Source organism: Acinetobacter sp. YH12231, from assembly GCF_013417755.1.
GTDB lineage: Bacteria > Pseudomonadota > Gammaproteobacteria > Pseudomonadales > Moraxellaceae > Acinetobacter > Acinetobacter amyesii.
On sequence record NZ_VPDJ01000004.1, the window covers coordinates 1 to 26,629 of the forward strand.

The 26,629-nt window shown below is 42.0% G+C and carries 30 protein-coding genes; 15 read left to right on the plus strand and 15 right to left on the minus strand.

Annotated elements, in window-relative coordinates; genetic code table 11:
* The 3 genes from FTV11_RS02140 to FTV11_RS02150 form a co-directional block, all read right to left on the minus strand.
* The coding region (locus tag FTV11_RS02140; protein ID WP_257223141.1) for a PIN domain-containing protein at positions 1–643 on the minus strand (643 nt) is incomplete at its 3' end.
* Positions 644–668: 25 nt separating this feature from the next.
* Positions 669–1,670, minus strand: coding sequence for a hypothetical protein (locus FTV11_RS02145; protein ID WP_180073310.1), 1,002 nt, complete (start codon positions 1,668–1,670; stop codon positions 669–671).
* Between the two features lie 132 nt (positions 1,671–1,802).
* Positions 1,803–2,048 (minus strand): SlyX family protein, encoded by a 246-nt coding sequence (locus FTV11_RS02150; RefSeq protein ID WP_180073311.1) that lies wholly within the window; start codon positions 2,046–2,048, stop codon positions 1,803–1,805.
* 34 nt (positions 2,049–2,082) lie between these two features.
* Between FTV11_RS02150 and FTV11_RS02155 the strand changes: the two genes are divergently transcribed.
* The 4 genes from FTV11_RS02155 (at position 2,083) to FTV11_RS02170 (ending at position 7,115) form a co-directional block, all read left to right on the plus strand.
* Positions 2,083–3,987: an ATP-binding cassette domain-containing protein gene (locus FTV11_RS02155; RefSeq protein WP_180073312.1), complete on the plus strand. Its 1,905-nt coding sequence runs from the start codon at positions 2,083–2,085 to the stop codon at positions 3,985–3,987.
* 186 nt (positions 3,988–4,173) lie between these two features.
* Complete coding sequence (locus FTV11_RS02160; RefSeq protein ID WP_180073313.1) at positions 4,174–4,935, plus strand: 3-oxoacyl-ACP reductase; 762 nt, start codon at positions 4,174–4,176, stop codon at positions 4,933–4,935.
* 99 nt (positions 4,936–5,034) lie between these two features.
* On the plus strand, positions 5,035–5,970 hold the full coding sequence (gene lpxL, locus FTV11_RS02165) for an LpxL/LpxP family Kdo(2)-lipid IV(A) lauroyl/palmitoleoyl acyltransferase (protein ID WP_180073314.1): 936 nt from the start codon (positions 5,035–5,037) through the stop codon (positions 5,968–5,970).
* Positions 5,971–6,002: 32 nt separating this feature from the next.
* A complete protein-coding gene (locus FTV11_RS02170; RefSeq protein WP_180073315.1) occupies positions 6,003–7,115 on the plus strand; it encodes a glycosyltransferase family 4 protein in 1,113 nt (370 codons plus the stop codon).
* Between the two features lie 177 nt (positions 7,116–7,292).
* On the opposite strand, the gene FTV11_RS02175 is transcribed toward FTV11_RS02170, so the two are convergent.
* Complete coding sequence (locus FTV11_RS02175) at positions 7,293–7,598, minus strand: hypothetical protein (protein WP_257223142.1); 306 nt, start codon at positions 7,596–7,598, stop codon at positions 7,293–7,295.
* Positions 7,599–7,968: 370 nt separating this feature from the next.
* Positions 7,969–9,096 carry an endonuclease/exonuclease/phosphatase family protein gene (locus tag FTV11_RS02180; RefSeq protein WP_180073317.1) on the minus strand — a complete coding sequence of 376 codons (1,128 nt, stop codon included), beginning with the start codon at positions 9,094–9,096 and terminating at the stop codon, positions 7,969–7,971.
* A gap of 183 nt (positions 9,097–9,279) precedes the next feature.
* Here FTV11_RS02180 and asd point away from each other — a divergent pair, with 183 nt between their 5' ends.
* From asd to truA, 5 genes are all read left to right on the plus strand, one after another.
* Positions 9,280–10,398, plus strand: coding sequence for an aspartate-semialdehyde dehydrogenase (gene asd / locus FTV11_RS02185; protein WP_111884081.1), 1,119 nt, complete (start codon positions 9,280–9,282; stop codon positions 10,396–10,398).
* A gap of 143 nt (positions 10,399–10,541) precedes the next feature.
* Positions 10,542–11,975, plus strand: coding sequence for a hypothetical protein (locus FTV11_RS02190; protein ID WP_180007153.1), 1,434 nt, complete (start codon positions 10,542–10,544; stop codon positions 11,973–11,975).
* 75 nt (positions 11,976–12,050) lie between these two features.
* Complete coding sequence (locus FTV11_RS02195; protein WP_180073318.1) at positions 12,051–13,361, plus strand: fimbrial protein FimV; 1,311 nt, start codon at positions 12,051–12,053, stop codon at positions 13,359–13,361.
* 49 nt (positions 13,362–13,410) lie between these two features.
* Positions 13,411–14,373 carry an asparaginase domain-containing protein gene (locus tag FTV11_RS02200; RefSeq protein WP_180007259.1) on the plus strand — a complete coding sequence of 321 codons (963 nt, stop codon included), beginning with the start codon at positions 13,411–13,413 and terminating at the stop codon, positions 14,371–14,373.
* A 16-nt stretch (positions 14,374–14,389) separates the two neighbouring features.
* The gene (gene truA / locus FTV11_RS02205; RefSeq protein ID WP_078189716.1) at positions 14,390–15,187 is read left to right on the plus strand and encodes a tRNA pseudouridine(38-40) synthase TruA; all 798 of its coding nucleotides are present in this window, start codon (positions 14,390–14,392) and stop codon (positions 15,185–15,187) included.
* Positions 15,188–15,316: 129 nt separating this feature from the next.
* On the opposite strand, the gene FTV11_RS02210 is transcribed toward truA, so the two are convergent.
* Positions 15,317–16,324, minus strand: coding sequence for an AraC family transcriptional regulator (locus FTV11_RS02210; protein WP_078189717.1), 1,008 nt, complete (start codon positions 16,322–16,324; stop codon positions 15,317–15,319).
* Between the two features lie 231 nt (positions 16,325–16,555).
* Here FTV11_RS02210 and infA point away from each other — a divergent pair, with 231 nt between their 5' ends.
* The 3 genes from infA (at position 16,556) to FTV11_RS02225 (ending at position 17,866) form a co-directional block, all read left to right on the plus strand.
* The gene (gene infA / locus FTV11_RS02215; RefSeq protein ID WP_001284370.1) at positions 16,556–16,777 is read left to right on the plus strand and encodes a translation initiation factor IF-1; all 222 of its coding nucleotides are present in this window, start codon (positions 16,556–16,558) and stop codon (positions 16,775–16,777) included.
* A 153-nt stretch (positions 16,778–16,930) separates the two neighbouring features.
* A complete protein-coding gene (locus FTV11_RS02220; protein ID WP_180007150.1) occupies positions 16,931–17,305 on the plus strand; it encodes a hypothetical protein in 375 nt (124 codons plus the stop codon).
* Positions 17,306–17,419: 114 nt separating this feature from the next.
* Complete coding sequence (locus FTV11_RS02225) at positions 17,420–17,866, plus strand: hypothetical protein (RefSeq protein ID WP_306669366.1); 447 nt, start codon at positions 17,420–17,422, stop codon at positions 17,864–17,866.
* A 74-nt stretch (positions 17,867–17,940) separates the two neighbouring features.
* Here the strand turns inward: FTV11_RS02225 and leuB are convergent, their stop codons facing one another.
* From leuB to FTV11_RS02250, 5 genes are all read right to left on the minus strand, one after another.
* The gene (gene leuB / locus FTV11_RS02230) at positions 17,941–19,020 is read right to left on the minus strand and encodes a 3-isopropylmalate dehydrogenase (RefSeq protein ID WP_078192754.1); all 1,080 of its coding nucleotides are present in this window, start codon (positions 19,018–19,020) and stop codon (positions 17,941–17,943) included.
* Between the two features lie 41 nt (positions 19,021–19,061).
* A complete protein-coding gene (locus FTV11_RS02235) occupies positions 19,062–19,625 on the minus strand; it encodes a hypothetical protein (protein WP_078189720.1) in 564 nt (187 codons plus the stop codon).
* 109 nt (positions 19,626–19,734) lie between these two features.
* Positions 19,735–20,385 (minus strand): 3-isopropylmalate dehydratase small subunit, encoded by a 651-nt coding sequence (gene leuD, locus FTV11_RS02240; RefSeq protein ID WP_078189721.1) that lies wholly within the window; start codon positions 20,383–20,385, stop codon positions 19,735–19,737.
* A gap of 99 nt (positions 20,386–20,484) precedes the next feature.
* A complete protein-coding gene (gene leuC, locus FTV11_RS02245) occupies positions 20,485–21,933 on the minus strand; it encodes a 3-isopropylmalate dehydratase large subunit (protein ID WP_180026617.1) in 1,449 nt (482 codons plus the stop codon).
* A 157-nt stretch (positions 21,934–22,090) separates the two neighbouring features.
* Positions 22,091–22,291 (minus strand): hypothetical protein, encoded by a 201-nt coding sequence (locus FTV11_RS02250; RefSeq protein WP_180026618.1) that lies wholly within the window; start codon positions 22,289–22,291, stop codon positions 22,091–22,093.
* On the opposite strand from FTV11_RS02250, the gene FTV11_RS02255 reads away from it, so the two are divergent.
* A complete protein-coding gene (locus tag FTV11_RS02255; RefSeq protein WP_078189723.1) occupies positions 22,290–22,526 on the plus strand; it encodes a DUF2061 domain-containing protein in 237 nt (78 codons plus the stop codon). The two genes, FTV11_RS02250 and FTV11_RS02255, sit on opposite strands and share 2 nt — an antisense overlap.
* 128 nt (positions 22,527–22,654) lie before the next feature.
* Here the strand turns inward: FTV11_RS02255 and FTV11_RS02260 are convergent, their stop codons facing one another.
* Positions 22,655–22,864 carry a hypothetical protein gene (locus FTV11_RS02260; RefSeq protein WP_180026619.1) on the minus strand — a complete coding sequence of 70 codons (210 nt, stop codon included), beginning with the start codon at positions 22,862–22,864 and terminating at the stop codon, positions 22,655–22,657.
* Positions 22,865–23,330: 466 nt separating this feature from the next.
* On the opposite strand from FTV11_RS02260, the gene FTV11_RS02265 reads away from it, so the two are divergent.
* Positions 23,331–24,194: a LysR family transcriptional regulator gene (locus tag FTV11_RS02265; RefSeq protein ID WP_078189725.1), complete on the plus strand. Its 864-nt coding sequence runs from the start codon at positions 23,331–23,333 to the stop codon at positions 24,192–24,194.
* A 197-nt stretch (positions 24,195–24,391) separates the two neighbouring features.
* Here the strand turns inward: FTV11_RS02265 and FTV11_RS02270 are convergent, their stop codons facing one another.
* The 3 genes from FTV11_RS02270 to FTV11_RS02280 form a co-directional block, all read right to left on the minus strand.
* Positions 24,392–24,634, minus strand: a complete 243-nt coding sequence (locus FTV11_RS02270) for a DUF2789 family protein (RefSeq protein ID WP_078189726.1) — start codon at positions 24,632–24,634, stop codon at positions 24,392–24,394.
* Positions 24,635–24,730: 96 nt separating this feature from the next.
* Positions 24,731–25,204 carry a DUF2628 domain-containing protein gene (locus FTV11_RS02275; RefSeq protein ID WP_180026620.1) on the minus strand — a complete coding sequence of 158 codons (474 nt, stop codon included), beginning with the start codon at positions 25,202–25,204 and terminating at the stop codon, positions 24,731–24,733.
* A 93-nt stretch (positions 25,205–25,297) separates the two neighbouring features.
* Positions 25,298–25,954, minus strand: coding sequence for an HAD family phosphatase (locus tag FTV11_RS02280; protein WP_078189728.1), 657 nt, complete (start codon positions 25,952–25,954; stop codon positions 25,298–25,300).
* A 181-nt stretch (positions 25,955–26,135) separates the two neighbouring features.
* Between FTV11_RS02280 and FTV11_RS02285 the strand changes: the two genes are divergently transcribed.
* Positions 26,136–26,615 (plus strand): RNA pyrophosphohydrolase, encoded by a 480-nt coding sequence (locus tag FTV11_RS02285; RefSeq protein ID WP_180010168.1) that lies wholly within the window; start codon positions 26,136–26,138, stop codon positions 26,613–26,615.
* Positions 26,616–26,629: the final 14 nt, after the last annotated feature.

The window sequence follows — 26,629 nt, forward strand, 5'->3', positions numbered from 1 at the left end:
CAGTTTGTTTATTTGATTTCAAAAACTTCTGCAAACTTGGATCTTGATAAAATATTTTACTATTATCCAAGCGGATAATTTTGTGTTTTTTTAATAACTCAACTAAAACCTTGGCAACATCATCACTCACTTTAAGTATAGCTTTAAGTGAGTTTAATAAACTTTCTAACTTTGCAGGTCTAGCTGCATTTTTTGTTAAATATTCACAATATTGAAAAATTAGCTCACCCACATTTTGCTCAGCTTTCACTTCGTTAATTACATGAACAGAAACTAGCGGCTTTTCATGAATAATTTTAGCTTCAAATTTAGCTATTTTTAATAAATCAACAACATACCCCATGGAATGATCATTAGACATAACATCAAAACTAAATTCCTTAGCCGAAACTTGTGTAGAAAGTTGGCCTGCAATAAATGTTAGTCCAAAATCAGCTGCATCCTTCCCAATCTTTGGCATTTTTAATACTTTTAGTTTGCCATTCATAATAAATGGAGAGAGCTTAACCAAACCATCCAAGCTAAAACTTATTGGAGACTTGGCGTAAACTAAATAAATAGATGAGTATTGCTTTAAATAAGTTAGCAACTCATTTTCAGTTTTATGCAAATTTTCAATATCAAGTAATAATATTTTTTTCATAGCTCACCCATTTAATTATTTTATATTAATTCAGGAACATCTCGTGGCTATACAGCACTTCGTGACCATTCCAATAGATATATCCTTTTTCGATCAACTCTTTAAGTAATAATCGAACGTCAGATTGTGGGAACATTTGCTCCAATAAATCACGTAAGGCATAGATATCTTTTGGTTTATCTGACTTTAATTCATGCAATTTTCGGATCACTTCCATTTGCACAGGATCAATCTTATTGAAATTTTTAAATAAGCCTTGCTGTGCAGCCTGAATCATCGACGCCGTATCATCAGTATTTGAGGTTTGATCTTCGAGTGAAGCAGTAAATGCATTCAGGTCTGTTTTTATCGGCAATGTTGTTTCAGCAGTCGTATTTAAATCTAGCTGCACCCATTGTTTGAGTACTTTTTTTCGAATCGAAATCTGCTCATCAAAGCGTTTGACGATTTTTAGATTGATCAACATACCGACCAAATGCTGAGCTTTTTCGCTAGAGACTTGCAAAATATTCATCAATGAGTTTTTCAGTTTATCCAAACTGTTGGGTTTGCCACTGAGTTTTTCCAGACCATCACAATAGTGTTTAATCAGTAATAAATCAGGTTTATTCCGAATGGTTTCTAGGTCAGGAATTTTATACTTCACTTTATGTGAAACTTCTTGTTCTGATTGAATTTGAATAAGATGTGCGCTGAGTCCAGTGCCGTTCAATTGTTCCATCAGTAATTCAATATCAGGCATTGCTGAAATCACTTCAATATGCGCATCTGGATCCATCAAGGCCATCAGTTGCCCCACAATCACCGCATATTCAAATTCTTTTTGCGGCGTTTCTGGAATATCCAAAACCACCAATTGACCACTCGCGATCCACCCTGCAATTTCAGTCAAATCTTCAAGTGCATATTCAAATTTTCCGCTGCAGCTAAACACATACAAAGTACTGTAATGTTCAATGATATTGCGCAATAGATTTGCTGTGGGCGGGTTATTTTCCAAATCTAGCAGGACAACTTTTTGACTCATGAGATGAAATAATGGGTTTCGATCAGCAGATGCGGTGCATTAGACCTGTCACGCTGCAAAAGGTCAAATAAATTTACACCAATCCACAGCTTTGGCGCTGATTCGTCATCTGCCTGTCATTCAAAATCGACATTAATAATGCGGTGGGCGGTTGGTCATCGGGTCAAATGCCGCAATACCTTCAGATAAATCTGCCGATTCAATACGACGATACAACATCTGCATTTGTTTCTTTAAATCAGCGATTTCGGCGTTTTGACGCGCAACTTGACCATTCAGTTGGTCAACTAAATCATCTAAAAATGCAATTCGGACTTGCAAATCTTCAATGGGTGCGGAAAATGACGCCTGTTCATCAAGATTTTGTTGTGTAGTCAATTTACACTCCTCATATAAGATTTCAGGAAACATTATGGCCTATATTACTTTAAGGGACGTCCAGCTTGCGTTTGGCGGACCTTCCCTACTCGACGGCGCGAACTTCAGTTTAGAGCGTGGCGAACGAGTGTGTCTAATCGGTCGTAATGGTGAAGGTAAGTCTACTTTACTTAAACTGATTGAGGGAACTTTATTGCCAGACGGCGGTGAAGTTTCATTGCAAAATGGCATTACGATTTCAATGCTTGCGCAAGATGTACCCATGGATTCGGGCAAAGTCGCTGATATTGTAGCCGATGGTGCTGGTGAAGCTGCAACTGTTCTACGTGCTTATCATGAAGCCAGCGAAGCCTGCGTACTCGGCGATATGGACGCCTGTGAGCGCATGGGTAACTTACAACATCAGATGGATCAAATGGATGGCTGGTCACTTGAAACCAAAGTGAATGCTATCCTCAGTAAAATGGGCCTAGACCCAGAAGCTGACCTTGCAGATTTGTCTGGTGGTCGTAAGCGTCGTGTTCTATTGGCACGTGCTCTCTTAACGCAGCCCGATGTATTGCTACTCGACGAACCAACCAACCATTTGGACGTTGAAAGTATTGAATGGCTCGAAAAATTCTTACTCGATCAAAACAACTTAACCCTGTTGTTTATTTCGCATGACCGTTCATTTGTCGACAATATTGCGACTCGTATTGTGGAACTTGACCGCGGCATTTTGCGTAGCTATGAAGGCAACTATTCACGTTACCTCGAACTCAAAGCTCAGCAAATGGAAGCGGAAGAGAAACAAAATGCGCTATTCGATAAAAAACTCGCTGAAGAAGAAATGTGGATTCGTCAGGGCATTAAAGCGCGTCGTACCCGTAACGAAGGTCGTGTTCGTGCCTTAAAAGCGTTGCGTGAAGAGTCTAAAGCACGTCGTTCACAACAAGGTAAAGTGAGCATGGCAACGCAAGATGCGCAGCGCTCAGGTAAAGTGGTCTTTGAAATTGAAAACTTAGCTGTGCAATTTGGCAACAGTGCTCCAATCATCAAAGACTTCTCGGCGCTGGTATTACGTGGTGACCGTATCGGTTTAGTCGGTGACAACGGTGTGGGTAAAACCACCCTCATTAAAGCTATTTTGGGTGAGCAAGAACATACTGGTACAGTAAAAACAGGTACACAGCTTGAAGTTGCTTACTTTGATCAGCTTCGAAATGCACTTGATCTTGAAAAATCAGTGAAAGATAACGTCTCTGAAGGCTCAGACCATGTCGATGTAAACGGTAGCCGTCGTCACATCTACAGTTATTTACAAGACTTTTTATTCTCTCCAGAACGCGCACGTACACCAGTTAAAGCACTGTCTGGGGGTGAGCGTAACCGTATTCTGTTGGCGAAACTGCTACTGAAACCATCGAACCTGATTGTGATGGACGAACCGACCAACGACTTGGATATGGTGACGCTTGAACTGTTAGAAGAAATGCTCAGCGCGTACAAAGGCACACTGTTACTGATTTCGCATGACCGTGCCTTTATGGACAACGTGGTGACGTCGACTTGGGTCTTTGATGGTAAAGGTCAAATCGATGAATACATCGGTGGTTACCAAGACTATTTGGAACAGCGTCCTGACCAAACTGTCGTGGATCAAAAAAGCGATGTGAAAAAAGCCATGGCTAAAGCCGAAGCCGCGGCTGCCGCTGCCGTGCCTAAAAAAGTCAAGCTCAGCTATAAAGACCAACGTGCCCTAGAACAACTACCGACTGAAATTGAAGCATTAGAACAAGAGCAAGCTGAATTGTCTGAAAAATTAGCCGACGGTTCTTGGTTCATGACTGACGCCGATGCTGCCACTAAAGCATCACAGCGTCTTGCTGAAATTGATGACGAAATGCTAGAAAAAATGGAACGTTTAGATGAGCTAGAAATGCTCGCTAAAGGCTAAGTCCACAAATATTCCACACAGAAAAAGCCGTATTTCGATACGGCTTTTTTTATCTCGTATGACTCGACTGAATTATTAGATCGGATGACTCAGTTTCAAATTGGAGCATGCAGCGTCTGTAAAGACGATTCCGCTAATGTGAAAAGCTTGCTATGGTGACACTCAACATTAGATTGGGTCACGAACATGCAAATTTCAGATCAAATTGTCTTAGTTACAGGAGGCGCACGTGGCCTCGGTTTGGCAATTAGCCAAACTTTAATAGCTGAAGGCGCACGCGTGGTCGTGAACTATCTATCCAGTCAAACTGCAGCAGAACAATTGACTACCGAATTTCCTCAGCAAGTGTTTGCCTATCAAGCAGATGTCACTGATAAAGCTCAAGTAGAACAGCTTTTTGCCGCAGCAAGAGCACATTTTGGTGCCTCAATCACCTCTGTCGTGAATAATGCCCTCATCCATTTTCAATTTAATGGCGATGCCCGTCCTAAAATGGAAGAACTGACTGCACAGCACTTACAGCAACAATTTGATGGAGCAGTCGTCGCTGCACTCAACACCACTCAAGCGGCGCTTCCCAAGATGAAAGCACAGGGTTTTGGTCGCATTGTGAATATTGGTACCAACCTGGTACAAAACCCTGTCGTGCCTTACCACGACTACACTGCAGCAAAGGCAGCGCTGTTGGCCTTCACCCGCACAGCGGCGCATGAACTGGGTGAGTTTGGGATTAACGTCAATATGCTTTCTGGTGGCTTATTACAAAGCACCGATGCCAGTAAAGCGACACCCGATGCCGTGTTTGATTTAATCGCGGCATCGACACCTTTACGCACAGTGACCACTGCTGAAGAATTTGCTGCGGCCATCATGATGTTCTTGTCCCCTTACTCACGTGCGGTCACCGGGCAGAATTTGATTGTCGATGGCGGTTTAGTCAAAGGTTAAGTCAAAGGTTAAGTCTGATGCAGCATGAGGTTGAACTTTCTCTTTCAATTCAGCTTCATGCTAAACTGAACCCTATTTTTTAATCTTTGATTTAGCCCTATGAGTCAAAAGCCAACATATCAACCCGGAAAATTCCAATGGTCTTTCTTACTTCCTCAGTATTGGGGAATTTGGATAGGGATTGTATTTCTTATGATTTTGGCGATTCTTCCGTGGGCAATTCAGTATCGACTTGGGCAATTCCTCGGTTCTGTCGCATTTAATAATCTCAAATCACGTCGTAAAACCACGATTCGCAACTTGGAAGTTTGCTTTCCTGAATGGACAGCAGAACAGGTTGAGGCCAATGCACGACAGGTTTTTATCGACCAAATGATTGGCATTTTTGAAACTTTAAATGCATGGTACAGTCCGCAGTGGTTCAAAAATCGGGTGCAAATTGAAGGCTTAGAACATATTCAAAATGCACAAGCTGAAGGCAAAGGTATTTTACTCCTCGGCACACATTCTACCCTGCTCGATGCTGGTGGCTATTTATGCGCACAGTTCTTTGAGCCGGATGTGGTTTATCGTCCGCAAAATAATCCGCTGTTGGATATGTTGATTGTGCGTTGCCGTGCCACCATCTATGCCAACCAAATCGACCATGATGATATGCGTGGCTTGATTCGCAATCTGAAAAATGCCCATGCCATTTGGTACAGTCCCGATCAGGACTTTGGTTTAAAACAAGGGGTCATGGCACCATTTTTTGGTACTCCCGCAGCCACTGTTACTGCGCATCGTCGCTTATTAAAAATTGCTAAAGCCGTGGCGATCCCATTGTATTTTTATCGAGATGGCGACATCAGCAACCCTCAATATCATGTATTGATTGAACCTGCTTTGGACAATTTTCCGAGTGACGATGAAGTTTCGGATGCTATTCGAACCAATAAAATTATTGAAAATCAGCTGCGAATCGCACCGACACAATACATGTGGTTCCATCGCCGCTTTAAAACCCGCCCACAAGGCTATGACAAAATCTATTGAGTTCAACTCAGCACATAAAAAAGAGAAATGCTATGAAAGTGATGCAGCTTTTACCTGAATTGAACAGTGGTGGTGTCGAGCGAGGAACCTTAGAAATAGCTCGTGCTTTAGTGACCGCCGGTCATGAGTCCTTAGTGGTTTCAAATGGTGGCCGTATGGTGACTCAATTGGAAGCCGAAGGCTCAACTCATCTCACGCTCGCAATCCATAAAAAAGCCTTATCAAGCTTATGGCAAATTCGTCCTCTACGTAAACTGATTGAGCAACATCAACCAGATATCGTGCATGTGCGCTCACGTGTCCCCGCGTGGCTCACGCATTTTGCCCTCAAAGAGATTCCTGCAAACAAACGACCTCACCTGATTTCAACTGTACATGGCTTTTATTCGATAAATCGCTACAGTCAAATCATGACGCAGGCTGAAAAAGTCATTGCGGTCTCGGATAGTGTTGTCAAATACATCACGGACAACTACAAAAACTGTCCTACCAAGGACATTGTGCGTATTTATCGTGGCATTGACCCCGCTGCTTTTCCGCATGGTTATCAACCCTCAGCACAGTGGCTCAATCAAACCCTAAAAGATTTCCCTGAACTAGAAAATAAGCGTCTGATTTGCTTACCAGGCCGTATCACCCGTTTGAAAGGTCATGAAACCCTGATCCATTTAATGGAACAGCTACAAACACAGTATCCCGACGTACATGCGGCGGTGGTCGGGGGTGCTGATCCGAAAAAAGCAGCTTATTTACAAGAAATGCAAGACAGCATTGCGGCGAAAGGACTGAGTGATCGGATTACTTTTGTCGGTCACCGTTCAGATATCCGTGAATGGTTAGCTTTTAGCGATTTGGTTTTATCTTTGTCGAGCCAAGCGGAAACCTTTGGACGGACTGTACTCGAAGCACTGTCTGTCGGTACACCTGTGATTGGTTGGAACCGTGGTGGCGTAGCTGAAATTTTATCGAATGTCTATTCGCAAGGTTTAGTCACTGTCGATGATGAAACACAATTACTCGACACTTTAAAGTTGCATTTAGACCAACCACAACACGTGCAGCCTATCAGTATGTTTAGTTTAAAAGAGATGTGTGACCAGACTTTGGAGTTGTATACGCAGGTGGTCTCTCAGCATTCAGCTTGATTGACTACACTCCATAGATCTTTGCTGTGCAGGATAACGCTCTGGAAATATTTTTAATTCAGCAACTAGATCTGCATCTAGAAAGGATATTGTGAAATGCACAATATCCTTTTTTATTATGAATGACTCAATGGTGATTCAACCCTACTATTTAGCCCTTCAATTTCGCGCTTCCACTTAGCCCTTCCACACACGGTATCGAGCCATTAACCAGAGGATTAGCGGCAGCAATAAGACATTTAAAATATGTTGCAAACTTTGCCCTATACGCCAATAGCCTCTATCTAAAATATCATGCCGTACATTAAACAATTCCAACCCCACTGCGACAACCACAACGGTCCAAATCGCATAATGTGATTTCAATTGGCGGTGATGGCAAAAGGCCACAAAAAAAAACAGGATTAAGCCAATGTAAATGGAAAGTGCATCCGTAGATAAGTGTGTAATCTGCAATATTTTCTGGTGCCATTCGGACAGCATAGAACGCCTCATACCTATATTTTTATTGGAAATTCATCACCTTTTCTTGGCACACTGTATAAAGAAATTGATCAAAAGAAAAGCAAAAATATGTATATCACAAAAGCAAAACCCGAGTTCTGCATCCTGCAAAACTCGGGTCTATGAGGTTGTGCTTTCACAAGTATTCTTTTTATTTTTTATTGGCTTTCCTTTCCTGCATCCGTTCCGTGATGCTTCCATCGGCTTCGTCTTCCTTAGTGGGATGTTCCGTTCCCAGTTCCATGTGCCGATGAACAAAGAATAAGTCAATACACTTGACCTGACCATTCGTCAGAAGCCGAAAGCTGTGTAAGCTATTTCTTACACTTTTCTCTTAAATCAAACAAAATCAAGGTGCCTTCGTACCATCCTTATAATCACGGGCGATTTCATCAGTCACAATCTTCTCCTCTTCCTCAGCTTTTTCTATACCCTCCTGAATTGCCTCTTGCGCTTCTTGTTCATCTTCATCTGTTTGCTCTAATTCTTCTTGGATTTGCTCAAATACCCTGCATGTTTGCAGCACCACATAGACTGGAAAATGGTCTGAACCGATATTGGGCAAGCGTTCCATATGTACCAATGCAAAATCTGTACTATGAAAAATATGGTCGAGCGACCAACGCAGCAGTGGATAATTGGCATGAAAGGTATTTACGAAATGCCGTCCAACACGTGGGTCTAAAAGCCCACTGATTCGTTGAAAGAGTCGTGTGGTCCGTGACCATGCCACATCATTCAGGTCCCCCATAACAATGCAACTTTCATCTAAATCTTTAATCTGATCGCCCACAATCAGCAATTCTGCATCGCGTAAAGTTGAATCTTTGGCTTCTGTTGGACTTGGCGGTTTGGGATGTAAACAATACAGTTGAACCTGATTTCCTGATGCTAAGGTGACTCGGGTGTGGATCGAAGGAATTTCATCACTGAGAATAAATTTGACTTCAGTTTCACTAAGTTCTAACTTGCTATACAAATGCATGCCATACAAATTATCCAAAGGTACGGGTACGCGATAAGGATAATCAGCTTCAATCACTGCCAATTCATTTTGCCAAGTTTGATCTGTTTCTAGCGTGAGTACTAAGTCAGGTTGATGCTTTTGTATTTGTGCCAATAATAAGTGATATTGAGTATTCGGCGTGAGTACATTGGAGACAATGATTGAAATCTGTTTTTGTGTATCTAACTGGTCTGATTGAACTTGTTTGACTTGTTTTTTCCACAGAAAGGTATAAGGCAAGAGCATTTTCAATTGATAAGCCAAGGCGGCAATCAAACCAATTAAAATGATTTCACGCGCCAAGTCCCATTCCGCATTCCATAAAATTAGGCCCATGAAGGCGAATATGCCCAAAGCTAAAATTTGCAGGCGCGGAAAATCTGCACCACGAAACCACCATTCATCTCGTGGGATCAGTGACCAAAATGTCAACCAAATGACGAAGCCCGCCAGTATTTCAAACCAAATCATCACGCCTCCCTTATATTCTTTATTTTTTATTGATTCATAAATTTATATCAGTTTTGCATGTAACATAAACAAGATATATTGCACAATATTATTGGTGTTTTCATTATGTAGCGCTTGCAGTTATGCGCCCTTTTGGTACACTCGAACCCCCTTTTATTTTTTAACGCACCGAGGCAAAGTGACATGAAAGTAGGTCTGGTCGGTTGGCGCGGGATGGTTGGTTCCGTCCTTATGCAACGTATGGTTGAAGAAAACGATTTCGCTCATTTCGAACCGTTTTATTTCTCTACCAGTAATGCAGGTGGTGAAGCCCCTGCTTTTGGTGGTAAGACTGCCCCAGCACTTATGGATGCAACGGACATTGATAGTCTGAAGCAAATGGATGTCATTATCACCTGCCAAGGTGGCGATTATACAACTGAAGTTTTCCCTAAGCTGAAAGCTGAAAACTGGAATGGTTACTGGATCGATGCTGCATCGACTTTACGTATGGATGATGAAGCGATCATCGTACTTGACCCAGTAAACATGAACGTAATCAAAGACGGCTTAGTGAAAGGCACAAAAACATTCGTGGGCGGTAACTGTACCGTTTCACTTATGCTGATGGGTTTAGGCGGTCTATTCCAAAATAATTTAGTGGAATGGGCAACCTCAATGACTTATCAAGCAGCTTCTGGTGCAGGCGCGCAAAACATGCGTGAACTGATTTCAGGTATGGGCTACTTGTACAACAATACCAAAGATTTACTAGATGACCCACGTTCACCAATTTTAGATATCGATTCTAAAATTGCACAATTACAACGTGGCGAAGGTTTCCCATCTGCAAACTTCGGTGTGCCTTTAGCGGGTTCTCTCATTCCTTATATCGACAAACAGCTTGAAAGCGGTCAGTCGAAAGAAGAATGGAAAGGTCAAGTTGAAACCAACAAGATCTTAGGCAACCAGCAAATCGTTCCAATCGATGGCCACTGTGTCCGTATTGGTGCAATGCGTTGTCACTCACAAGCATTGACTTTAAAACTTCGTAAAGATGTTCCACTGGATGAAATCGAAGATATCATCGCAAGTGCCAACGATTGGTCTAAAGTGGTTCCGAATACGCGTGAAGCTTCAATGACTGATCTGACTCCTGTTGCTGTAACTGGCACCTTGTCTGTTCCAGTTGGTCGTCTACGTAAGCTCAACATGGGTAAAGAATACCTAGGTGCATTCACTGTGGGTGACCAATTGCTTTGGGGTGCTGCTGAACCTTTACGTCGTATGCTAAGAATTCTCATTGATTATAAAACTGCTTAAGCATTTTTAAGTCTCTGAACAAGAAGCCGATCACAATTGATCGGCTTTTTTATGTAACTGTCGTGTAAATATTTTACAATTCTTCGACAACTCGCTAATCTATAATTTTCGCCATGCGACATATATTCGAGCTAAAGATTAAGATGACCGTATATAACAAATTAAAGATCGCCATTTTAGCCGTTATTGCATCTCAAAACATTCAAGCGATCAGCATTGATCCTGTACAAGTCCAGTCAGCACCCGGGGAATTGCTGTACGCTGAGATTCATTTTCGCCACTCAAACACATCTGTGCCGCTCAATGCAAGTTTGGCCACGGCAGAGGATTTATTGAGTATGGGTACAGGGCATCAACCGCCGGGACATTTAAACTTCTTTACGCGTCGTGATGGTGCAGGCAACGGGGTGATTACCATTACCTCTTCGCGTCCAGTAACCGATGCAGAACTTAATTTTATTGTTAATATTAAAGAAGGTAATGCTTCACGTCTGCAACAAATTCGTACCCCATTAAAACGCAATCCAGCGCCGTCAAATGCGACTCAAACCCGTGCCAATGAGCGTGCTTTAACACCTGTCGTGATTGTAAATGAAAAAGAAATTGCCTTAAATTTACCTGTCAGCACCCTCTACACCGCAAAAGCACCCGTAGCTGTAGAACAACCCTTACTACTCAGCACCAAAACACCGCCGAAGTTAGCACAATTAGCAACGTCAACGCCTGTTGCGATTGAACCTGTCACGCATGTGCAAAATTATAGCGTTGCACCTGCGGAGCAAAATAGCGCAAGTACTTCATCAGGTTCTGAAACATCAATTTCGCAAGTTACAAAAACCAATTCGACCGGCTCTGTCAGTTCAGAAATGCAAGCCACACAAACTGCAACAGCATCAACTGCAAGATCTCAAGACCCATTGGCACAAAAATTTGCTGCGGAGCAGGCAGCACAAAAACGTGAAAATCCAACAACGACAACTCAAACAGCATCTACACCAAAACCAACAAGTACTGCAGCTGCATCGACAGCAACACCAGTGGCAAAATATGTGGTTCGCTCGAATGAAAGCCTTTGGGGAATTGCCTCACGTATTGCGACAGAACAAAACCGCCCTGTTTCTGAAGTCATGCAACAAATTAAAAACAGCAACGAACATGCATTCATTCAAGGCGATGTAAACCGTCTGCGCCGTGGTGCTGCCTTAAATCTGCATGGTATGCAGCAAGCAAAACAGCCTGTCAAAGTCTCTGCTGCAGAACTTGCCAAAGTACCTTCGAAGCAGTCAGGTAAAACCAAATACCGCTTGAATCAAGCTGAAATGAGTCTGGTTGCAGAGAAAGCGCAAGATTCGGCACAATCTTCTGCCAACAGTGCGGCAGAAAAGAATAAAACTTCGAAAGAGTTGTCATTAAAAGTTATGACATCTCGTGAAAAAACCGTTAAATTACAGAGAAACGTAACTCAATTAGAATTGGCGCTAAATCAAAAGGATCACAGAATTCAATTATTAAATGCTCGTCTTGCTCAACTGCAACAACAGTTGAAAGCTCAACAAGCAGATAAAAGAAGCCAATAAACTAAAACGTTACCAATCAAGATTTTATAGGGATGAGTGCAACTGTATATCGCTCTATCTCCAAGGGGTTAAAACATGCTGATTTATGTGATTCCATTAGTGATCTTAGTGATCGTATTGGTTTTTTTAAACAAACGCCAAAAAGGTCAAGAATCAGATAAAGCCAAACCAACATCCACTAAAACCAAGAAATCGGGTGTTTCAGCCAAAGCGACTCCGAAGAAAACTCAAGTGGTTGAAAGCAGTGTCATTGAAAAAAAATCAATGACGCCGTTAACGACCGATGCTCGTGGTAAAATTGAAAAATTAATTGCGGAACGTAATTTCTTTTCTGCTGAAGCGCAAATTAATCAATCATTAAAACGTGACAACTCACAACATGAGTTGTATCTATATCTATTAGATATTCACATTTTACAAAAAGACGAATTTGCCATCAGCCAATTGCTGAGCCATATTCGTTCACTTGAACTTGATGAAATTTTAGAACAAGCTGAAGCAAAAAAAGTAGAGTTTGAAAATTCTCAAAATGTGAAAGATGATGCCATTAACTTTGTATCACCGATCACTGAAGAGGCTCCCTCAAAAGCCCAAAATACCTCTGATTTTGATGCTTTAATGCAAAGTTCAACTGCTGCACCTGTTGAGCCCAAAGCAGCCGAAATTAAACCACTAGATTTTAATTTCACCACTGAAACGCCTGCAAAAGCAGACATTTCTACCCCAGTTGAAAGTGCGCCTGCTGAAAAAATACAGCCGCTTGAATTTGACACGCTTTCAATTTCACCAGAACCTGCACTTGAAGCAACACTGAAAACCGAAGAGATTGCTCAGCCATCTCCTGCCGTTGAAGAAATCAAACCAATTGATTTTGCAATGGACTTTGCCCCAAGCACTGAAGCTGCGGCTGAAACTAAAACAGAAACTGTAGAAGAAAAAATCGAGCCTTTAGATTTTTCATTTACAACAGAAACACCAGTTGTAGAAGAAAACAAAGTTGAAGCTCCAACCTTAAACTTTGACTTAGGTGCTTTTGAAACAGCAAAAACAGAAGAAGCCGTTGTCGCTCCTGCAACAGAGTTTAACTTAGAGTCTACGCCTAAAGAGAAACCTGCCGTACCTGCATCAAGTGGTGTGAGTTTTGACATTAGCGGTTTAGGTACACCGTCAACCCCATCTGCTACAGACCAAAACGATCCATTGGTTCAATCTTTCCCTGAACTGGTTGAAGTCAATGAAATTGAATTGAATCTTGAATTGGCAGCGCAATACATCAAACTAGGTGCTTATGACGCTGCACGTGAAATTTTGACTGAAAAAGAAGCTGAGTTTTCTTCAGCTCAACGTCAACAAGCAGATCAGTTACTGAATGAAATCGCATCTTAAGCAAAAGCGATTTAAACTAAAGCAGTCTTTCAAGGCTGCTTTTTTTATGATGAAAAAAATTGCTCTTATTTATATGGGTGGTACCTTCGGTTGTATCGGTGAACCGTTAAGCCCCATGCCAGCGAATGCGTTTTTACCTAAATTACAGCATGTGCTGCCACTACACCTAAACATTGAATGTTTTGTTGCACCTGTCATTCGTGACAGTAGTGCTTGTACTGCGCCCGACTGGCTGGCGCTGATTCAACAAATTCAAAGCTTACAATTACAACAATTTCAGCATTTCGTAATTATTCATGGTACAGACACGCTTAGCTATGCCAGTGCAGTGCTTGCACACTTTATAGGACAGTCTGCTCATATCGTGCTTACAGGCAGCCAATATCCGCTATTTAATGTGGCTGGTGACAATACCCGTGAATTTACTGATGCCATCGACAATTTAAATTTTGCATTGGAATCGGTACATCAATTGAGTGTTGGGGTTTATTTGGCCTTTCACCATCAATTGATGCATGCTCAATCCGCACTGAAAGTGCATACAACCGATCTAAAAGCCTTTGATGGGCTGCCAGCCACACAGCCACTTTCAATGCTGACATCGCCTTATATTGTTCAGGCCAATGATTTAGACAAAGCGGCTCATTTCAATTGCCTGAATTGGATGTGGCAACCGATTGCAACCAAGCTACACAGTCAAAATTTAACGACTCTGCTTACACACACGCCAGACGTTTTGATTCTGCAAGGTTTTGGCACAGGCAATATTGCCGTTGATGCTGAGTTACTCAATGTATTAAAGGCTATACAACAAAAAAATTGCAAAATTATTTTAAGTACACAGGTTGTTCATGGCGGTATAGATCAACGCTATGCTGTGAATGACTGGGTCAAAGACAGTGGAATATTACTAAGCAATTGTTTGGGTCATGCAGATCTTTATGCCAAATGTTTGAAAATGTATTTACAATACGGCAGTGCCGCAGACTGGACTGCGCATTGGAACGATTAAGTCATTTGAGGTAACTATGCAACGTTTTGCGATTGGGATTGAGTTTTGTGGCATGCAATACAAGGGCTGGCAAACTCAGCAACCGGGCGTACCAAGCGTGCAAGAAACCATTGAAACCGTCCTCAGTAAAGTAGCCAATGAGCCGATCATGTTGCATGGCGCTGGCCGAACAGATGCCGGCGTCCATGCAACCAATATGGTGGCACATTTCGATACTCAGGCGATTCGCCCCATTCGCGGATGGTTAATGGGCAGCAATAGCCAATTACCCCGTGATATCTCCATCCAATGGATTAAGGAAATGGATCAGGACTTCCATGCCCGCTTTAAAGCGCAAGCACGTCGTTATCGCTATGTGGTCTATAACAATCCACAACGTCCAGCTTTATTACATAAGCAAGTGACCCATGTTTATGCCAAGCTAGATGTGCTGAAAATGCAACGTGCCGCGGCCAAATTTGAAGGCACTCATAATTTCGAAAGCTTCCGTGCCGCAGCCTGTCAGTCCAATCAGCCAGTTCGTCATGTCAGCCATTGTCGCTTGATCCAACACGGATGTTACTTGGTCCTAGATATTCAGGCCGATGGTTTTTTACATCACATGGTGCGTAACATCATGGGCTGTTTATTGGAAATTGGGCAAGGTATGTATGACGTTGACCATATTGACGACATTTTTGCGGCTGAAGACCGAAAAGCAGCTGGTGTCACCGCACCGCCCGATGGGCTGTATTTTATCCATGCAGACTATCCAGCACAGTTTGAACTTCCTCAAGTTCCGCTGGGACCTCATTGGTTAAATATGCCTGAATAAAAAATTCCTCCCAACCTCCCTTTCACAGAGGGATGAGTGTCATTTTCGCCATTGCTAGGTTCTAAAAATGAAAGTACCCCTTTCAAAGGGGGGATTCTGTTTAGGAAAGGATTTTATCGAAGATCAACCTTAACGCTGCTTCCGCTTACGGTATTCCACAGGCGTTTCATTGGTCCAGCGTTTAAATGCGCGATAGAACGTACTTGGCTCAGAAAAACCCGTTAAGTAAACAATGCGCTCCACACTTTCATTGGTATTGGCCAATAATTTTTTAGCCAAACGACAGCGATAGTCTGACAAAATTTGCTGAAAACTGGTATTGGCTTCTGACAACTGAGTCCGTAAACGACGTGGGGTAATGTTGAGCTGTGCAGCGACCGTTTCGAGTGTGGTTTCACCACTTTCAAGCGTTGAACCAATAGCACGGCGAACTTCACCAACCAAATCATAACGCGCCAACTCCTGAAGTTTTTCAATCGCTAACTGCTCATGCAATTGTAATAACTCAGGTTCTGCCTGCCACAATTGATACTCTAAAATAGCCGGATCAAAATATAATCGGGTTTCTTTCTGCCCTAAACTCACAGGGCATTCATAAACACGGAAATACTCATCATCTGGCGCGCCCTGACTAAAGTTAAAGTCGATATAAATCGGCTGAAAACGCCCTTCAGTAATAAACTTAAAGAAACGCAAAACACCGGACATCGCGCATTCAGAAAAATGACGATTCACGATATTTTCTGCCCAAGGCTGATGACCATTGGTCAAATAGCAGCGGTCATCTTCAATCACCAATTGCGCATGAAAGGCATCGCTAATTAGGCGTTGATAGGCCAAAGCCCGCTTTAAACCTTCACCGAAATTCTCAGATGAAATAAATAAGTGTTCAATCACCTGCCCTCGATATAAAGGCAAATGCTCTCCCAGATGCAAACCAATGTCAGGATCCTTACTGACCTCTTCTGCAGCCACCCAGAATGCAAATTGTGCATTCAATGGGGTACGGTCATTGGTTTCAACCTGATTTAATGCCACACCCGCTTTTGTTAAAATTTCTTCTGTTGGCAATCCGGCACGACGAATCGCTTGATACCCTAAACGCAACACAACAGATGCATCAGTTAGCTGACCCACTCCAGAACCTTCCTTGTATGTACTTCATTTATACCTAAAAAGATTGATTTTAGATTAACTGCGATTGACCAAACTGACAACAGTTACTGCACATTTTTTGTTGAAAATATTTAACTGAATTGTTCGCTTATTTTACTGACAGTCGATCAGTTCAAAGCCTTTTACGGCTTGTATTCTGAAAAAAAATTGACTATAATTTGCGCCTTGCTAATTTATTCATTCAGGTAGGCTATGGCCAATAAAGAGGAACTCATCGAGTTCGAAGGCGTTGTCACCGAGACGCTTCCTAATACTATGTTCCGTGTACGTTTAGAAAACGGTCATGAAGTGATTGCTCACATCTCTGGCAAAATGCGTAAACACTATATCCGTATTTTGACTGGCGACAGTGTTAAAGTAGAAATGACACCTTATGATTTGACTAAGGGTCGTATCACTTACCGTGCGCGCTAAGTTTTAGCGAAGCGAAAAAGCCACTTTATAAGTGGCTTTTTTTGTATTTATTTCAATACAATGATAAAAATTGACTGCAAATTTGCTTTCCTTTACAGTCTAAAAACATAAAAATTCGATTATAAAATTCAAAATATAAGGACATAAAATCATATGAAACATCTAGGATTAGTCGGTGCTATCTTTTGTGTGGCTTGCGCCACGACAGGCCAAAAGCAACTCAATCAATCCCTACAACACTATATTGGACAGCCAGCTGATCAAGTTCATAAAGAGCTCAACTTGAGTCAATTGGGCTATAAAGTGATGGGAGCACCCGTACAAAGCAATGAAAAACTTAGCTATACCATTTTACGCTCGATGCCAATCCCGATTGGTACACCAAATATCGGCACCAGTATAGCCATGGGCGCCCCTATCCCAACGCCGTCTAAAGGTGGTGTCACTGTCGATATGGAATGTAAAATCGAGTTCAAATTACGCAATCAAATAGTTGAATCCATTGACTATGTTGGCAGAGCTTGTTGATCCTGCATGAGAATACTAGAGGCTAATCTTGCTCAGATGACCGTGTATCAAATGACTACAGTGTTATACAGACCGATCTGACTAAACTGAATTTATTTCGTGAGGAACTGACCCATGGAATTTATTTTAGAACATCAGGTTTACAAAGATCAGCGTTTTATTCGTCCGATATTGAGCATGGGATGCGTTCTAAGCATTGTATGCTTGGCTGGCTGTAGCACGACATCAACGATATCCTCCGTTGAACGTGAACGCTATTTAACCTCATTTATTGGTCAATCGAGCCAAACGATTCAAGCAGAACTTAATCTCAGCAAACTCGGCTATCAAAGAACCTCTCCCGTAGAGGTCAGTTCTGACTACCTCCGTTATCGTGTCGCACGCCCGATCAGTATTCCTTTACCGATGGCTGAAAATCCCGCAATGGGCATGGGCAGCGGCGCTGCTGTGCCGATTCCCAGTGGAAATACACGCTATGAGGTTGAGTTAAACTGCCTTATTCAATTTCGCTTAAAGCATAATATTGCAACTGATGTCCGATTAACTGGTCGCACCTGTTAGCGCATCAATTCTAAGATTGATAATTTCTAGGCACAAAAAAACGCAGCATAAACGCTGCGTTTTTTGATTCGCCATTAGTTCAATGCAGAAACTACAGCTTGACCCATTTCAACAGTACCGACTTGAGTACTGCCTTCTGACATGATGTCACCTGTACGTAAGCCTTGATCTAAGACGTTGCCTACTGCATCTTCAATCGCTTTTGCCGCCGCTTCTTCACGGAAGGTATAGCGCAGCATCATAGCAACAGACAGAATCGTTGCTAATGGGTTCGCAATGTTTTGACCTGCGATGTCTGGCGCTGAACCGTGGCAAGGCTCATACATACCTTTACCATTTTCATCTAAAGAAGCCGATGGCAACATGCCGATAGAACCGGTTAACATCGCCGCTTCATCAGACAAGATATCGCCGAACAAGTTACCTGTCACGATTACATCAAACTGTTTTGGCGCACGGACCAATTGCATAGCAGCATTGTCAACATACATATGAGACAAGTTAATTTCAGGATACTGCTCTTCTTTTAACGCAGTTACAGTTTGTTTCCAAAGCTCAGTCACTTCTAGTACGTTGGCTTTATCCACTGAACACACTTTACCACCGCGTAAGTTCGCCATTTCAAAAGCAACTTTGGCAATACGCTTGATTTCAGATTCAGCATATACGTCAGTATTGAAACCTTGTTTTTCGCCGTTTTCGAGTTCACGAATACCACGTGGTTGACCAAAATAGATCCCGCCAGTTAACTCACGTACGATCAAGATATCCAAACCTGCTACGATTTCAGGTTTTAAGCTCGACGCATCTGCAAGCTGCGGATAAAGAATTGCTGGACGTAAATTGGCAAATAAATTTAATTCTGAACGAATTTTTAATAGGCCACGTTCTGGACGAATTGAACGCTCAATGGTATCCCACTTAGGACCACCCACTGCACCCAATAAAATCGCATCAGCAGTCTTCGCTTGTGCTGCTGTTACTTCTGGATAAGGTGAACCGTGCGCATCGATCGCTGCACCACCTAAAAGACCTTGTTCCCAAGTCAAACCTAAGTTGAATTTCTCGTTTACACGTGTCAGCACTTGTTCAGCCGCTTTCACGATTTCAGGACCAATACCATCACCTGGTAAAATCAAAATATGTTTTGACATGAGTCGTTCCATTTATACGCTGGCTTGATTACCAGTCAGATTTAAAGTTTCTTTTCTACAAACTCACCAAGTCCTGTGAGGACATTGTAGGGTCGGCAGAAACGTCGAATCGTTTTTGCACCTTGCTTTAAGTCTACACAGAGCGGATCAGGCGCAGATTTATCCAGTAAACTGCCTCTGTTTTTTGAACGCTCACGGTACATTTTAAAGGTGTACTCGTGTTTGGACCTAAAGTTGTGAATGACATGCAAGCGCTCTGCTTTTTCCTGAGAAATTGGATAATAGCGAATCACGACTTCATGCTGACCTGAAGGTACAGACAAATACAAAGGATTAGGCTCAGACAATGAACGACCATTCAACCGTACAATGCCTGCTTTAATCGCAGCACGTTGTACATGTTGATTATTTGGATCAACCACTTGTATTTGATCAAAACGCTCAAATTCACAATGCGCTGTACCTGCACAGTAAATCAGAGCATTATTTTTTGTACTTTCAGTTTCTTTCACATTTTTAATGCGTGCCGTGTCAAAGCTTTGACAGGCAGAGAGCGTTGCGAACAGCGCTCCCGTTACAACCAGCTGACCGAAGAACTTTTTCATTTTTCGAACCCAACCTGATAAATTCTGGCTAACGTATAAATTTTGTTTCGCCTGATATTAGCAAGACTTAAGCCGACTGACTACTAAGAAGTTCTACAATGACACTGACTTAAGCTTTAATTTCTGCAAATACCCAAGGGCGAGATGCTTTGGTTTTTTCTTCATAAGCGCGAATATCATCGGCTGCTTGTAAGGTTAAACCGATATCATCCAAGCCATTCAATAGGCAGTGTTTACGGAATGGATCGACTTCAAATGTAAATGCTTCACCACTCGGTGTACGTACTTCTTGCGCAGCCAAATCAATGGTTAATTGATAGCCTTCAGATGCAGCACATTCTTTAAATAACTGATCTACGATCTCTTCAGACAAGATCACTGGCAACATGCCATTTTTAAAGCTGTTATTAAAGAAAATATCCGCATAGCTTGGTGCAATGACAGTACGGAAACCATATTCTTCTAATGCCCAAGGCGCATGCTCACGGCTCGAACCACAACCAAAGTTTGCACGAGAGATCAAAATCGACGCACCTTGATAACGCGGTTTGTTCAATTCGAAATCGGGGTTAATCGGACGTTTTGAAATGTCCTGACCTAAATAGCCTTCATCCAAATAGCGCAACTCATCAAATAAGTTGGCTCCGAAGCCTGTACGCTTAATAGATTTCAAAAACTGTTTTGGAATAATTAAATCTGTATCAACATTGGCACGGTCTAATGGTGCAACGATACCTTGTTCAACGGTATATTTTTTCATGTTTATTTCTCACTGAATCCGTGACCTCTCCCTAACCCTCTCCTAAAAGGAGAGGGAACTCCTTCTCCCTCAGGGAGAAGGTTGGGATGAGGGCTTAAACTAGAATGTACGCACATCCACAAAGTGACCAGCAATTGCCGCAGCTGCTGCCATTGCTGGACTCACCAAATGTGTACGACCACCATTACCTTGACGACCTTCGAAGTTACGGTTAGACGTCGATGCACAGTGCTCACCCGGTTGCAATTTGTCAGCATTCATTGCCAAGCACATTGAACAACCCGGCTCACGCCATTCAAAGCCTGCTTCGATTAAGATTTTATCTAAGCCTTCTGCTTCTGCTTGTGCTTTGACTAAACCTGAACCCGGCACCACCATGGCTTGCTTAATCGATGCCGCCACTTTTTTGCCTTTGGCCACTTCAGCCGCTGCACGAATATCTTCGATGCGTGAGTTGGTACATGAACCAATAAATACACGGTCTAATTGAATATCAGCCAAAGCTTGACCTGCTTCTAAGCCCATGTAGTTGTATGCACGTGTCCAGTCATTACGCTGTACGTCATCTTTAGCTTGTTCTAAAGTTGGCACTGCTTGAGATACAGGAATCACCATCTCAGGAGAAGTCCCCCAAGACACTTGTGGCTCAATCTCTTCACCTTGCAACACCACAACAGTATCAAAATGCGCACCTTCATCAGACACTAAAGTATTCCAATACTCTACTGCAGCGTCCCACTGTTCGCCCTTCGGTGCATACGGACGGTCTTTCACATAGGCAATGGTTTTGTCATCGACAGCCACCATACCCACGCGCGCGCCACCTTCGATCGCCATGTTACACACCGTCATACGACCTTCAATCGACATATCACGGAATACTTGACCACCAAATTCAATTGCGTGACCTGTACCACCTGCCGTACCGATTTTACCGATAATCGCTAAAACCACGTCTTTAGGAGTAACGCCTTGACCCAATTGACCGTCAACACGCACCAACATGTTCTTCATTTTCTTTTGAACTAAGCATTGAGTCGCCAACACGTGTTCAACTTCAGATGTGCCAATACCATGAGCCAAGCAACCAAAAGCACCATGCGTTGCAGTATGTGAGTCACCACACACCACGGTCATACCTGGCAAGGTTAAACCTTGTTCTGGCCCAACCACATGCGCAATACCTTGACGCACATCGTTGATGTCAAACTGGGCCACATCAAAAGTTTTACAGTTGTCATCTAAAGTTTGCACTTGGATACGTGAAGTATCATCTTCAATACCTGCAATACCTTCAGCACGCTCCTTAGTAGAAGTAGGTACGTTATGGTCTGGCGTTGCCACGTTAGCACTTAAACGCCATGGTTTACGACCTGCAAGCTGTAGCCCTTCAAAGGCTTGTGGAGAAGTCACTTCATGCAATAAATGACGGTCGATATACAATAATGAAGAGCCATCATCTCGTTGTTTTACTAGATGGTCATCCCACAATTTGTCATACAAGGTTTTTTTTGTTTGGGTTTCCGCTTTTTGGGTTTCGCCTGCCATGTCGATTTGCTCCACTGGACTGGGTAAATTCTTTCGTTAAATCGATTATAACCACGTATTCACATAAATCTAATTTATCATTTTTATTAGTTTAAAAACTTATAGGAATGATATTTAACTGCTGATTTCCGCTGCATTTTAAAGACCATTAATGCGTTTAAAACACGCTCACTTCAATACTTTCAGCAGATGAGACTTTAGAATTTTCTCCGACTTTTTGTTCACTTTCTGCCATTTTTAAACAGTAATTTAAAAATTCAATGATCATAAATTGAATTTTCTCTTTTACATTGCAAATAAGAATCATTATTATTAACTCATTGCCAAGATTTATCAATTTAACAAGGAGCATTTTCATGGCACACATTAACAAGTTCGTCGAAAATAATCAGCGCATGTTCAAAAAAACCTTGAGCTATTACATCATGCATATCACGGTTGCGATGTTGGTTGGTTATTACGTGACAGGCAGTATTGCAATGGCTATTACCTTAAGTTTACTTGAACCAACTGTTCAAGCGGTTGCCTTTTTCTTCCACGAAAAAGCATGGGAAAAGAAAGATAAAGCTGCAGAGGAAAATATCCCCGCTTAATCCAACCCTGCTCCTTGTAAAAAAACCACCATCACGGTGGTTTTTTAATGATCTTAAAACGTTCTTTTACTCCATCCACTTTAACGTTCCATCGATTTCATCCTATAGATTCAATTGCAGACGGATCATCAAAGCTTGGTTTTTTGCTGTAAAGCCAGTTGGTCATGCGCCTCAACCAATTGCTCTATCGCAAGAATCAGTTTGTTTTTTGCCGCATTACACTCGGCTGCTGCACGGTTTTCGTCGTCTTCATCATCTGCGATTTCATATACCGCACAGCGCTTTTCGACTGTCCCTTCAAAAATATCCAATAAATTTTTAATGTGCTTAATATCCATCGCCTTCTCCCTGTGAGGTACGCTATCACTAATCGATGCCGCCCTGACTGTACCTGTTACTTTAATTATTCACTGAAAAGTATGTTCCCCAAGCCATCAAAACTTCAGTTCATTTTTGTTTTAGTTCAATGCTGAGTTAAAAGAAACGCCATCGCTCCTCTTTAATTCAAACGGTTGAAATACTTTTCAGCCCTGTATTTTTTATATTATGCATAACTCTGGTTTCGGTTTAAAAAACAACTTTGTAACAACGCATTTGAGCTGAAAACGTCACAGCTCCATCTCGAATCATGCAACAATCAAGCACTCGAATAACGCTATAGAACTCGAAAAATCCCCTCAGATTTAACGCGTAGTATGGCTTGAACGCCTAGTTTTAAATCAAAAGATACAACTTTCCCTTTGATTTATTCTTAAAATATTATAACAATGAGACTACGCATAAAAATTCTTTATAGGAATGAAGATGAATCTCGCAGCCTTTGAAGCCTTTGTAAAAGTCATGGAAACTGGTTCGATCTCCTTGGCAGCAGATCAGCTCTTCATTACGCAACCTGCTGTGACCAAGCGTATTCACAGTTTAGAAGAATACTTCGGTGTCAAACTTTTTGAATCCGCGGGTCGTGGTGTTCAAGCGACGCATGCAGCAAACTCTCTCTTGCCAAAAGTAAAAAGCTGGCTGAATGAATTGGGTGATATTCACCATACGCTCAGCCATGAGCAAGGTCAGGTTCAAGGTAAACTGAAAATTGGCACCAGCCATCATATCGGCTTACACCATTTACCGGCGCATTTGCGTCAATATGTACAACAGTTTCCAGAAGTGACCTTAGATGTACACTTTGTTGATTCTGAACAAGCCCATGAGCAAGTTTTAGCTGGCGACTTAGAGTTGGCTTTTTTGACTTTACCGCCACAAGGTGACAGCCGTTTAAAATACATCACGACATGGAATGATCCATTGGTATTCGTGGTTGCACCTTTCCATCCTTTGGCGCAAGTTGAACATTTAACCTTAGAAGATTTGATCCAATACCCAAGTCTTTTACCTGCGGCGCAAACCTATACCAGTCAAATTACTTTGGCTGAGTTTGAAAAGTATGGCCTCAAGCCAAAAGTCACCATGAGCAATAACTCACTTGAGTCGATTCGCATGTTGGTTTCAATTGGTCTCGGTTGGTCAGTCCTTCCTAAAACATTATTGAACCAAGATTTAAAACAATTGAATTTACCTTCAAACATGAATCGTCAATTGGGGATGGTATGGCATCCAGGTCGTACTCAGTCACTTGCTGCACAAAAGCTGGTTGAATTGATGAAACACATCTAATTGAATTTTTACCTACAAAATTCAGTTATTAATCAAGCCACCGCTATGGTGGCTTTTTTTAGTGATCTGTTTGAGCATTTAGAAAAAGCGAATGATTTTCTATATGTTGAATGGTCGCTTAAATTTATTTTGCATTAAAAATGGGATCGCCTATTTCAGCCGATCCCATTAAAAAAACCAAGGAAGACCCGTCAGTTTTACTTCGTCAACGAATCTTCATGTAATGATTCATTCAATTGATCGACAATAATCGCCCATTCACCATCTGACTTAATTTTTTCGGCCAAGAACTGACGCTGAGCATCTGTCCAATAGTCTGCTTCGGTAATTTTAGTTTGGGCACTGAGTTGATGCGTCACGATAAATAAAGCAATCGCGTCTTCACTCGAATCTAAACCCAGTTGTTCAAATAGATGAGTCATGCGTGGACGTACACTCATTGTCATTCTCCGTGTTAAAACTTATTGTTTATGGATACAAAATTATTCTGTTTTAAGGATATAACACGGAACGGACACGCACTCAATTACAGAATTCTACAGCGGTGAAAATTGAATAAAAGGCAAACTGAGCATAATCATCACGACCGATTGAATAAATACCAACAACAAAGGCAGCCCCCAGTTCACTCCGCCTTCTTCAGCAAACACCTGCTCACTATATTTCGGCTGCTGCATATAGGCTTTGGTCTTTTGCACCGCAAAATCGCTATAAAGCCGCTTTCCGATGCCAGCGAGTATGAGGTTAGGAATCAATGCTAGCCCCATCAAGACTTGATCAGGCACTCCGATGATGAGTGCCAACATACTAATCAAAAAACCAACCGCAAAGAATAAGAAGAAATAGCGATACATCTTCCGATAGAGTAACCAATAGGGCCCAAAAATTAACCCCGCCCAACTCAGGCCACTGTTCTGCCCAGCTTGTTGTTCTATGAACTTTAAATAAGATTGAGCACGTGGCCCTATAAAGATTTGAATTAAATGTTTAAAAGAAGCTTCTGTCTGCATATAGAGCGATAGTTCAAATTAGTGAGCTGAAGTTTAATCAAAAGGACGTCAAATAAAAAAGCATCTAATGATGCTTTTTTATCATATCTATTTTTAGGCTTGAATTGACCAGTCTTGAATGTCCCAACCTTGTTCTTTTGCAAGGACTTCTAAACGGTCATCTGGGTTAATTGCAAAGGCATGATCGGCATATTCCAATAGGAAGCGGTCATTAATCGAATCTGAATAGGCCCAAGATTCTGTCACATCACGACCTTCTAACCATTGATTCAAACGGACTAATTTGCCCTTTTGGTAGCACGGAGTATTAATCACTTTACCCGTATATTTACCATCCACAACTTCGGCATTGGTCGCAATGATTTCAGTAATACCAAATTCACGAAAAATCGGTGCGGTAATAAAATCAGACGTTGCGGTGATCCCGACCAATTGATGTCCTGCATCTTGATGGCGCTGAATGGCAGCAAAGCCCTCAGGACGCATTTGCGCACGAATAACTTTTTTCATAAACAACTGATGTAACTCAGTTAAGTAGGCATTGTCATGTTGAGTTAAAAACTCAAATACAAATTCATTATAAGCAATCGGGTCAAGCTGGCCTTTTTTATAATCATCATAAAATTTATCATTCATGGCACGATGATGAATTGGATCAACCAAGCCTTCATTGACCAAAAACTCCCCCCAAGAATGGTCTGAGTCGGTATTTAATAAGGTGTGATCAAGGTCAAACAGTGCCAATTTCATGAAAATACTCGTAAAAGCTGAAATTTAAGAAAAAAATTGTAAATCTATCTCCGCTAGTCGATAGAAATTCGTTAAGATCATAACAATTTTAACATTTTTACACTTTGCTTTTTCGAGATGGACACAGAAATAAACGTCCCCGTGAGCAAAGTCATAAATTACACAATATTTAGGTAGCCAAATGATCGATTCAGAAGGTTTCCGACCCAACGTCGGGATCATTTTGGCAAACGACATTGGACAAGTTTTATGGGCAAAGCGCATTGGTCACAATGCCTGGCAATTTCCACAAGGAGGTATCCAACATGGAGAAACCCCCGAACAGGCACTTTACCGTGAGCTGAGAGAAGAAGTTGGCTTACTGCCCCAACACGTCCAGGTGATAGCACAAACCCAAGGGTGGTTGCGCTATCGTTTGCCACATCGGTATATACGTACGGATTCAGACCCCGTTTGTATTGGTCAAAAACAAAAGTGGTTTTTATTAAAACTGACGGCTTCGGCACAGCATATTCAGCTGGATTTGTCAGACCCACCAGAGTTTGATCAATGGCAATGGGTCAGCTATTGGTACCCTTTGGGTCAAGTGGTGAATTTTAAACGCGATGTATATCGTAAAGCCATGGTGGAGCTGTGCAATCAGCTTCCGCAAAAACCGTAAAAATTTGCAGAATG

Coding starts and splice junctions, on each gene's coding strand:
- FTV11_RS02145 (WP_180073310.1), bottom strand. CDS start 1,670: ATGAGTCAAAAAGTTGTCCTGCTAGATTTGGAAAATAACCCGCCCACA.
- FTV11_RS02155 (WP_180073312.1), top strand. CDS start 2,083: ATGGCCTATATTACTTTAAGGGACGTCCAGCTTGCGTTTGGCGGACCT.
- FTV11_RS02160 (WP_180073313.1), top strand. CDS start 4,174: ATGCAAATTTCAGATCAAATTGTCTTAGTTACAGGAGGCGCACGTGGC.
- lpxL (WP_180073314.1), top strand. CDS start 5,035: ATGAGTCAAAAGCCAACATATCAACCCGGAAAATTCCAATGGTCTTTC.
- FTV11_RS02170 (WP_180073315.1), top strand. CDS start 6,003: ATGAAAGTGATGCAGCTTTTACCTGAATTGAACAGTGGTGGTGTCGAG.
- FTV11_RS02175 (WP_257223142.1), bottom strand. CDS start 7,598: ATGCTGTCCGAATGGCACCAGAAAATATTGCAGATTACACACTTATCT.
- FTV11_RS02180 (WP_180073317.1), bottom strand. CDS start 9,096: ATGATTTGGTTTGAAATACTGGCGGGCTTCGTCATTTGGTTGACATTT.
- asd (WP_111884081.1), top strand. CDS start 9,280: ATGAAAGTAGGTCTGGTCGGTTGGCGCGGGATGGTTGGTTCCGTCCTT.
- FTV11_RS02190 (WP_180007153.1), top strand. CDS start 10,542: ATGACCGTATATAACAAATTAAAGATCGCCATTTTAGCCGTTATTGCA.
- FTV11_RS02195 (WP_180073318.1), top strand. CDS start 12,051: ATGCTGATTTATGTGATTCCATTAGTGATCTTAGTGATCGTATTGGTT.
- FTV11_RS02200 (WP_180007259.1), top strand. CDS start 13,411: ATGAAAAAAATTGCTCTTATTTATATGGGTGGTACCTTCGGTTGTATC.
- truA (WP_078189716.1), top strand. CDS start 14,390: ATGCAACGTTTTGCGATTGGGATTGAGTTTTGTGGCATGCAATACAAG.
- infA (WP_001284370.1), top strand. CDS start 16,556: ATGGCCAATAAAGAGGAACTCATCGAGTTCGAAGGCGTTGTCACCGAG.
- FTV11_RS02220 (WP_180007150.1), top strand. CDS start 16,931: ATGAAACATCTAGGATTAGTCGGTGCTATCTTTTGTGTGGCTTGCGCC.
- FTV11_RS02225 (WP_306669366.1), top strand. CDS start 17,420: ATGGAATTTATTTTAGAACATCAGGTTTACAAAGATCAGCGTTTTATT.
- leuB (WP_078192754.1), bottom strand. CDS start 19,020: ATGTCAAAACATATTTTGATTTTACCAGGTGATGGTATTGGTCCTGAA.
- FTV11_RS02235 (WP_078189720.1), bottom strand. CDS start 19,625: ATGAAAAAGTTCTTCGGTCAGCTGGTTGTAACGGGAGCGCTGTTCGCA.
- leuD (WP_078189721.1), bottom strand. CDS start 20,385: ATGAAAAAATATACCGTTGAACAAGGTATCGTTGCACCATTAGACCGT.
- leuC (WP_180026617.1), bottom strand. CDS start 21,933: ATGGCAGGCGAAACCCAAAAAGCGGAAACCCAAACAAAAAAAACCTTG.
- FTV11_RS02255 (WP_078189723.1), top strand. CDS start 22,290: ATGGCACACATTAACAAGTTCGTCGAAAATAATCAGCGCATGTTCAAA.
- FTV11_RS02250 (WP_180026618.1), bottom strand. CDS start 22,291: ATGAAAATGCTCCTTGTTAAATTGATAAATCTTGGCAATGAGTTAATA.
- FTV11_RS02260 (WP_180026619.1), bottom strand. CDS start 22,864: ATGGATATTAAGCACATTAAAAATTTATTGGATATTTTTGAAGGGACA.
- FTV11_RS02265 (WP_078189725.1), top strand. CDS start 23,331: ATGAATCTCGCAGCCTTTGAAGCCTTTGTAAAAGTCATGGAAACTGGT.
- FTV11_RS02270 (WP_078189726.1), bottom strand. CDS start 24,634: ATGAGTGTACGTCCACGCATGACTCATCTATTTGAACAACTGGGTTTA.
- FTV11_RS02275 (WP_180026620.1), bottom strand. CDS start 25,204: ATGCAGACAGAAGCTTCTTTTAAACATTTAATTCAAATCTTTATAGGG.
- FTV11_RS02280 (WP_078189728.1), bottom strand. CDS start 25,954: ATGAAATTGGCACTGTTTGACCTTGATCACACCTTATTAAATACCGAC.
- FTV11_RS02285 (WP_180010168.1), top strand. CDS start 26,136: ATGATCGATTCAGAAGGTTTCCGACCCAACGTCGGGATCATTTTGGCA.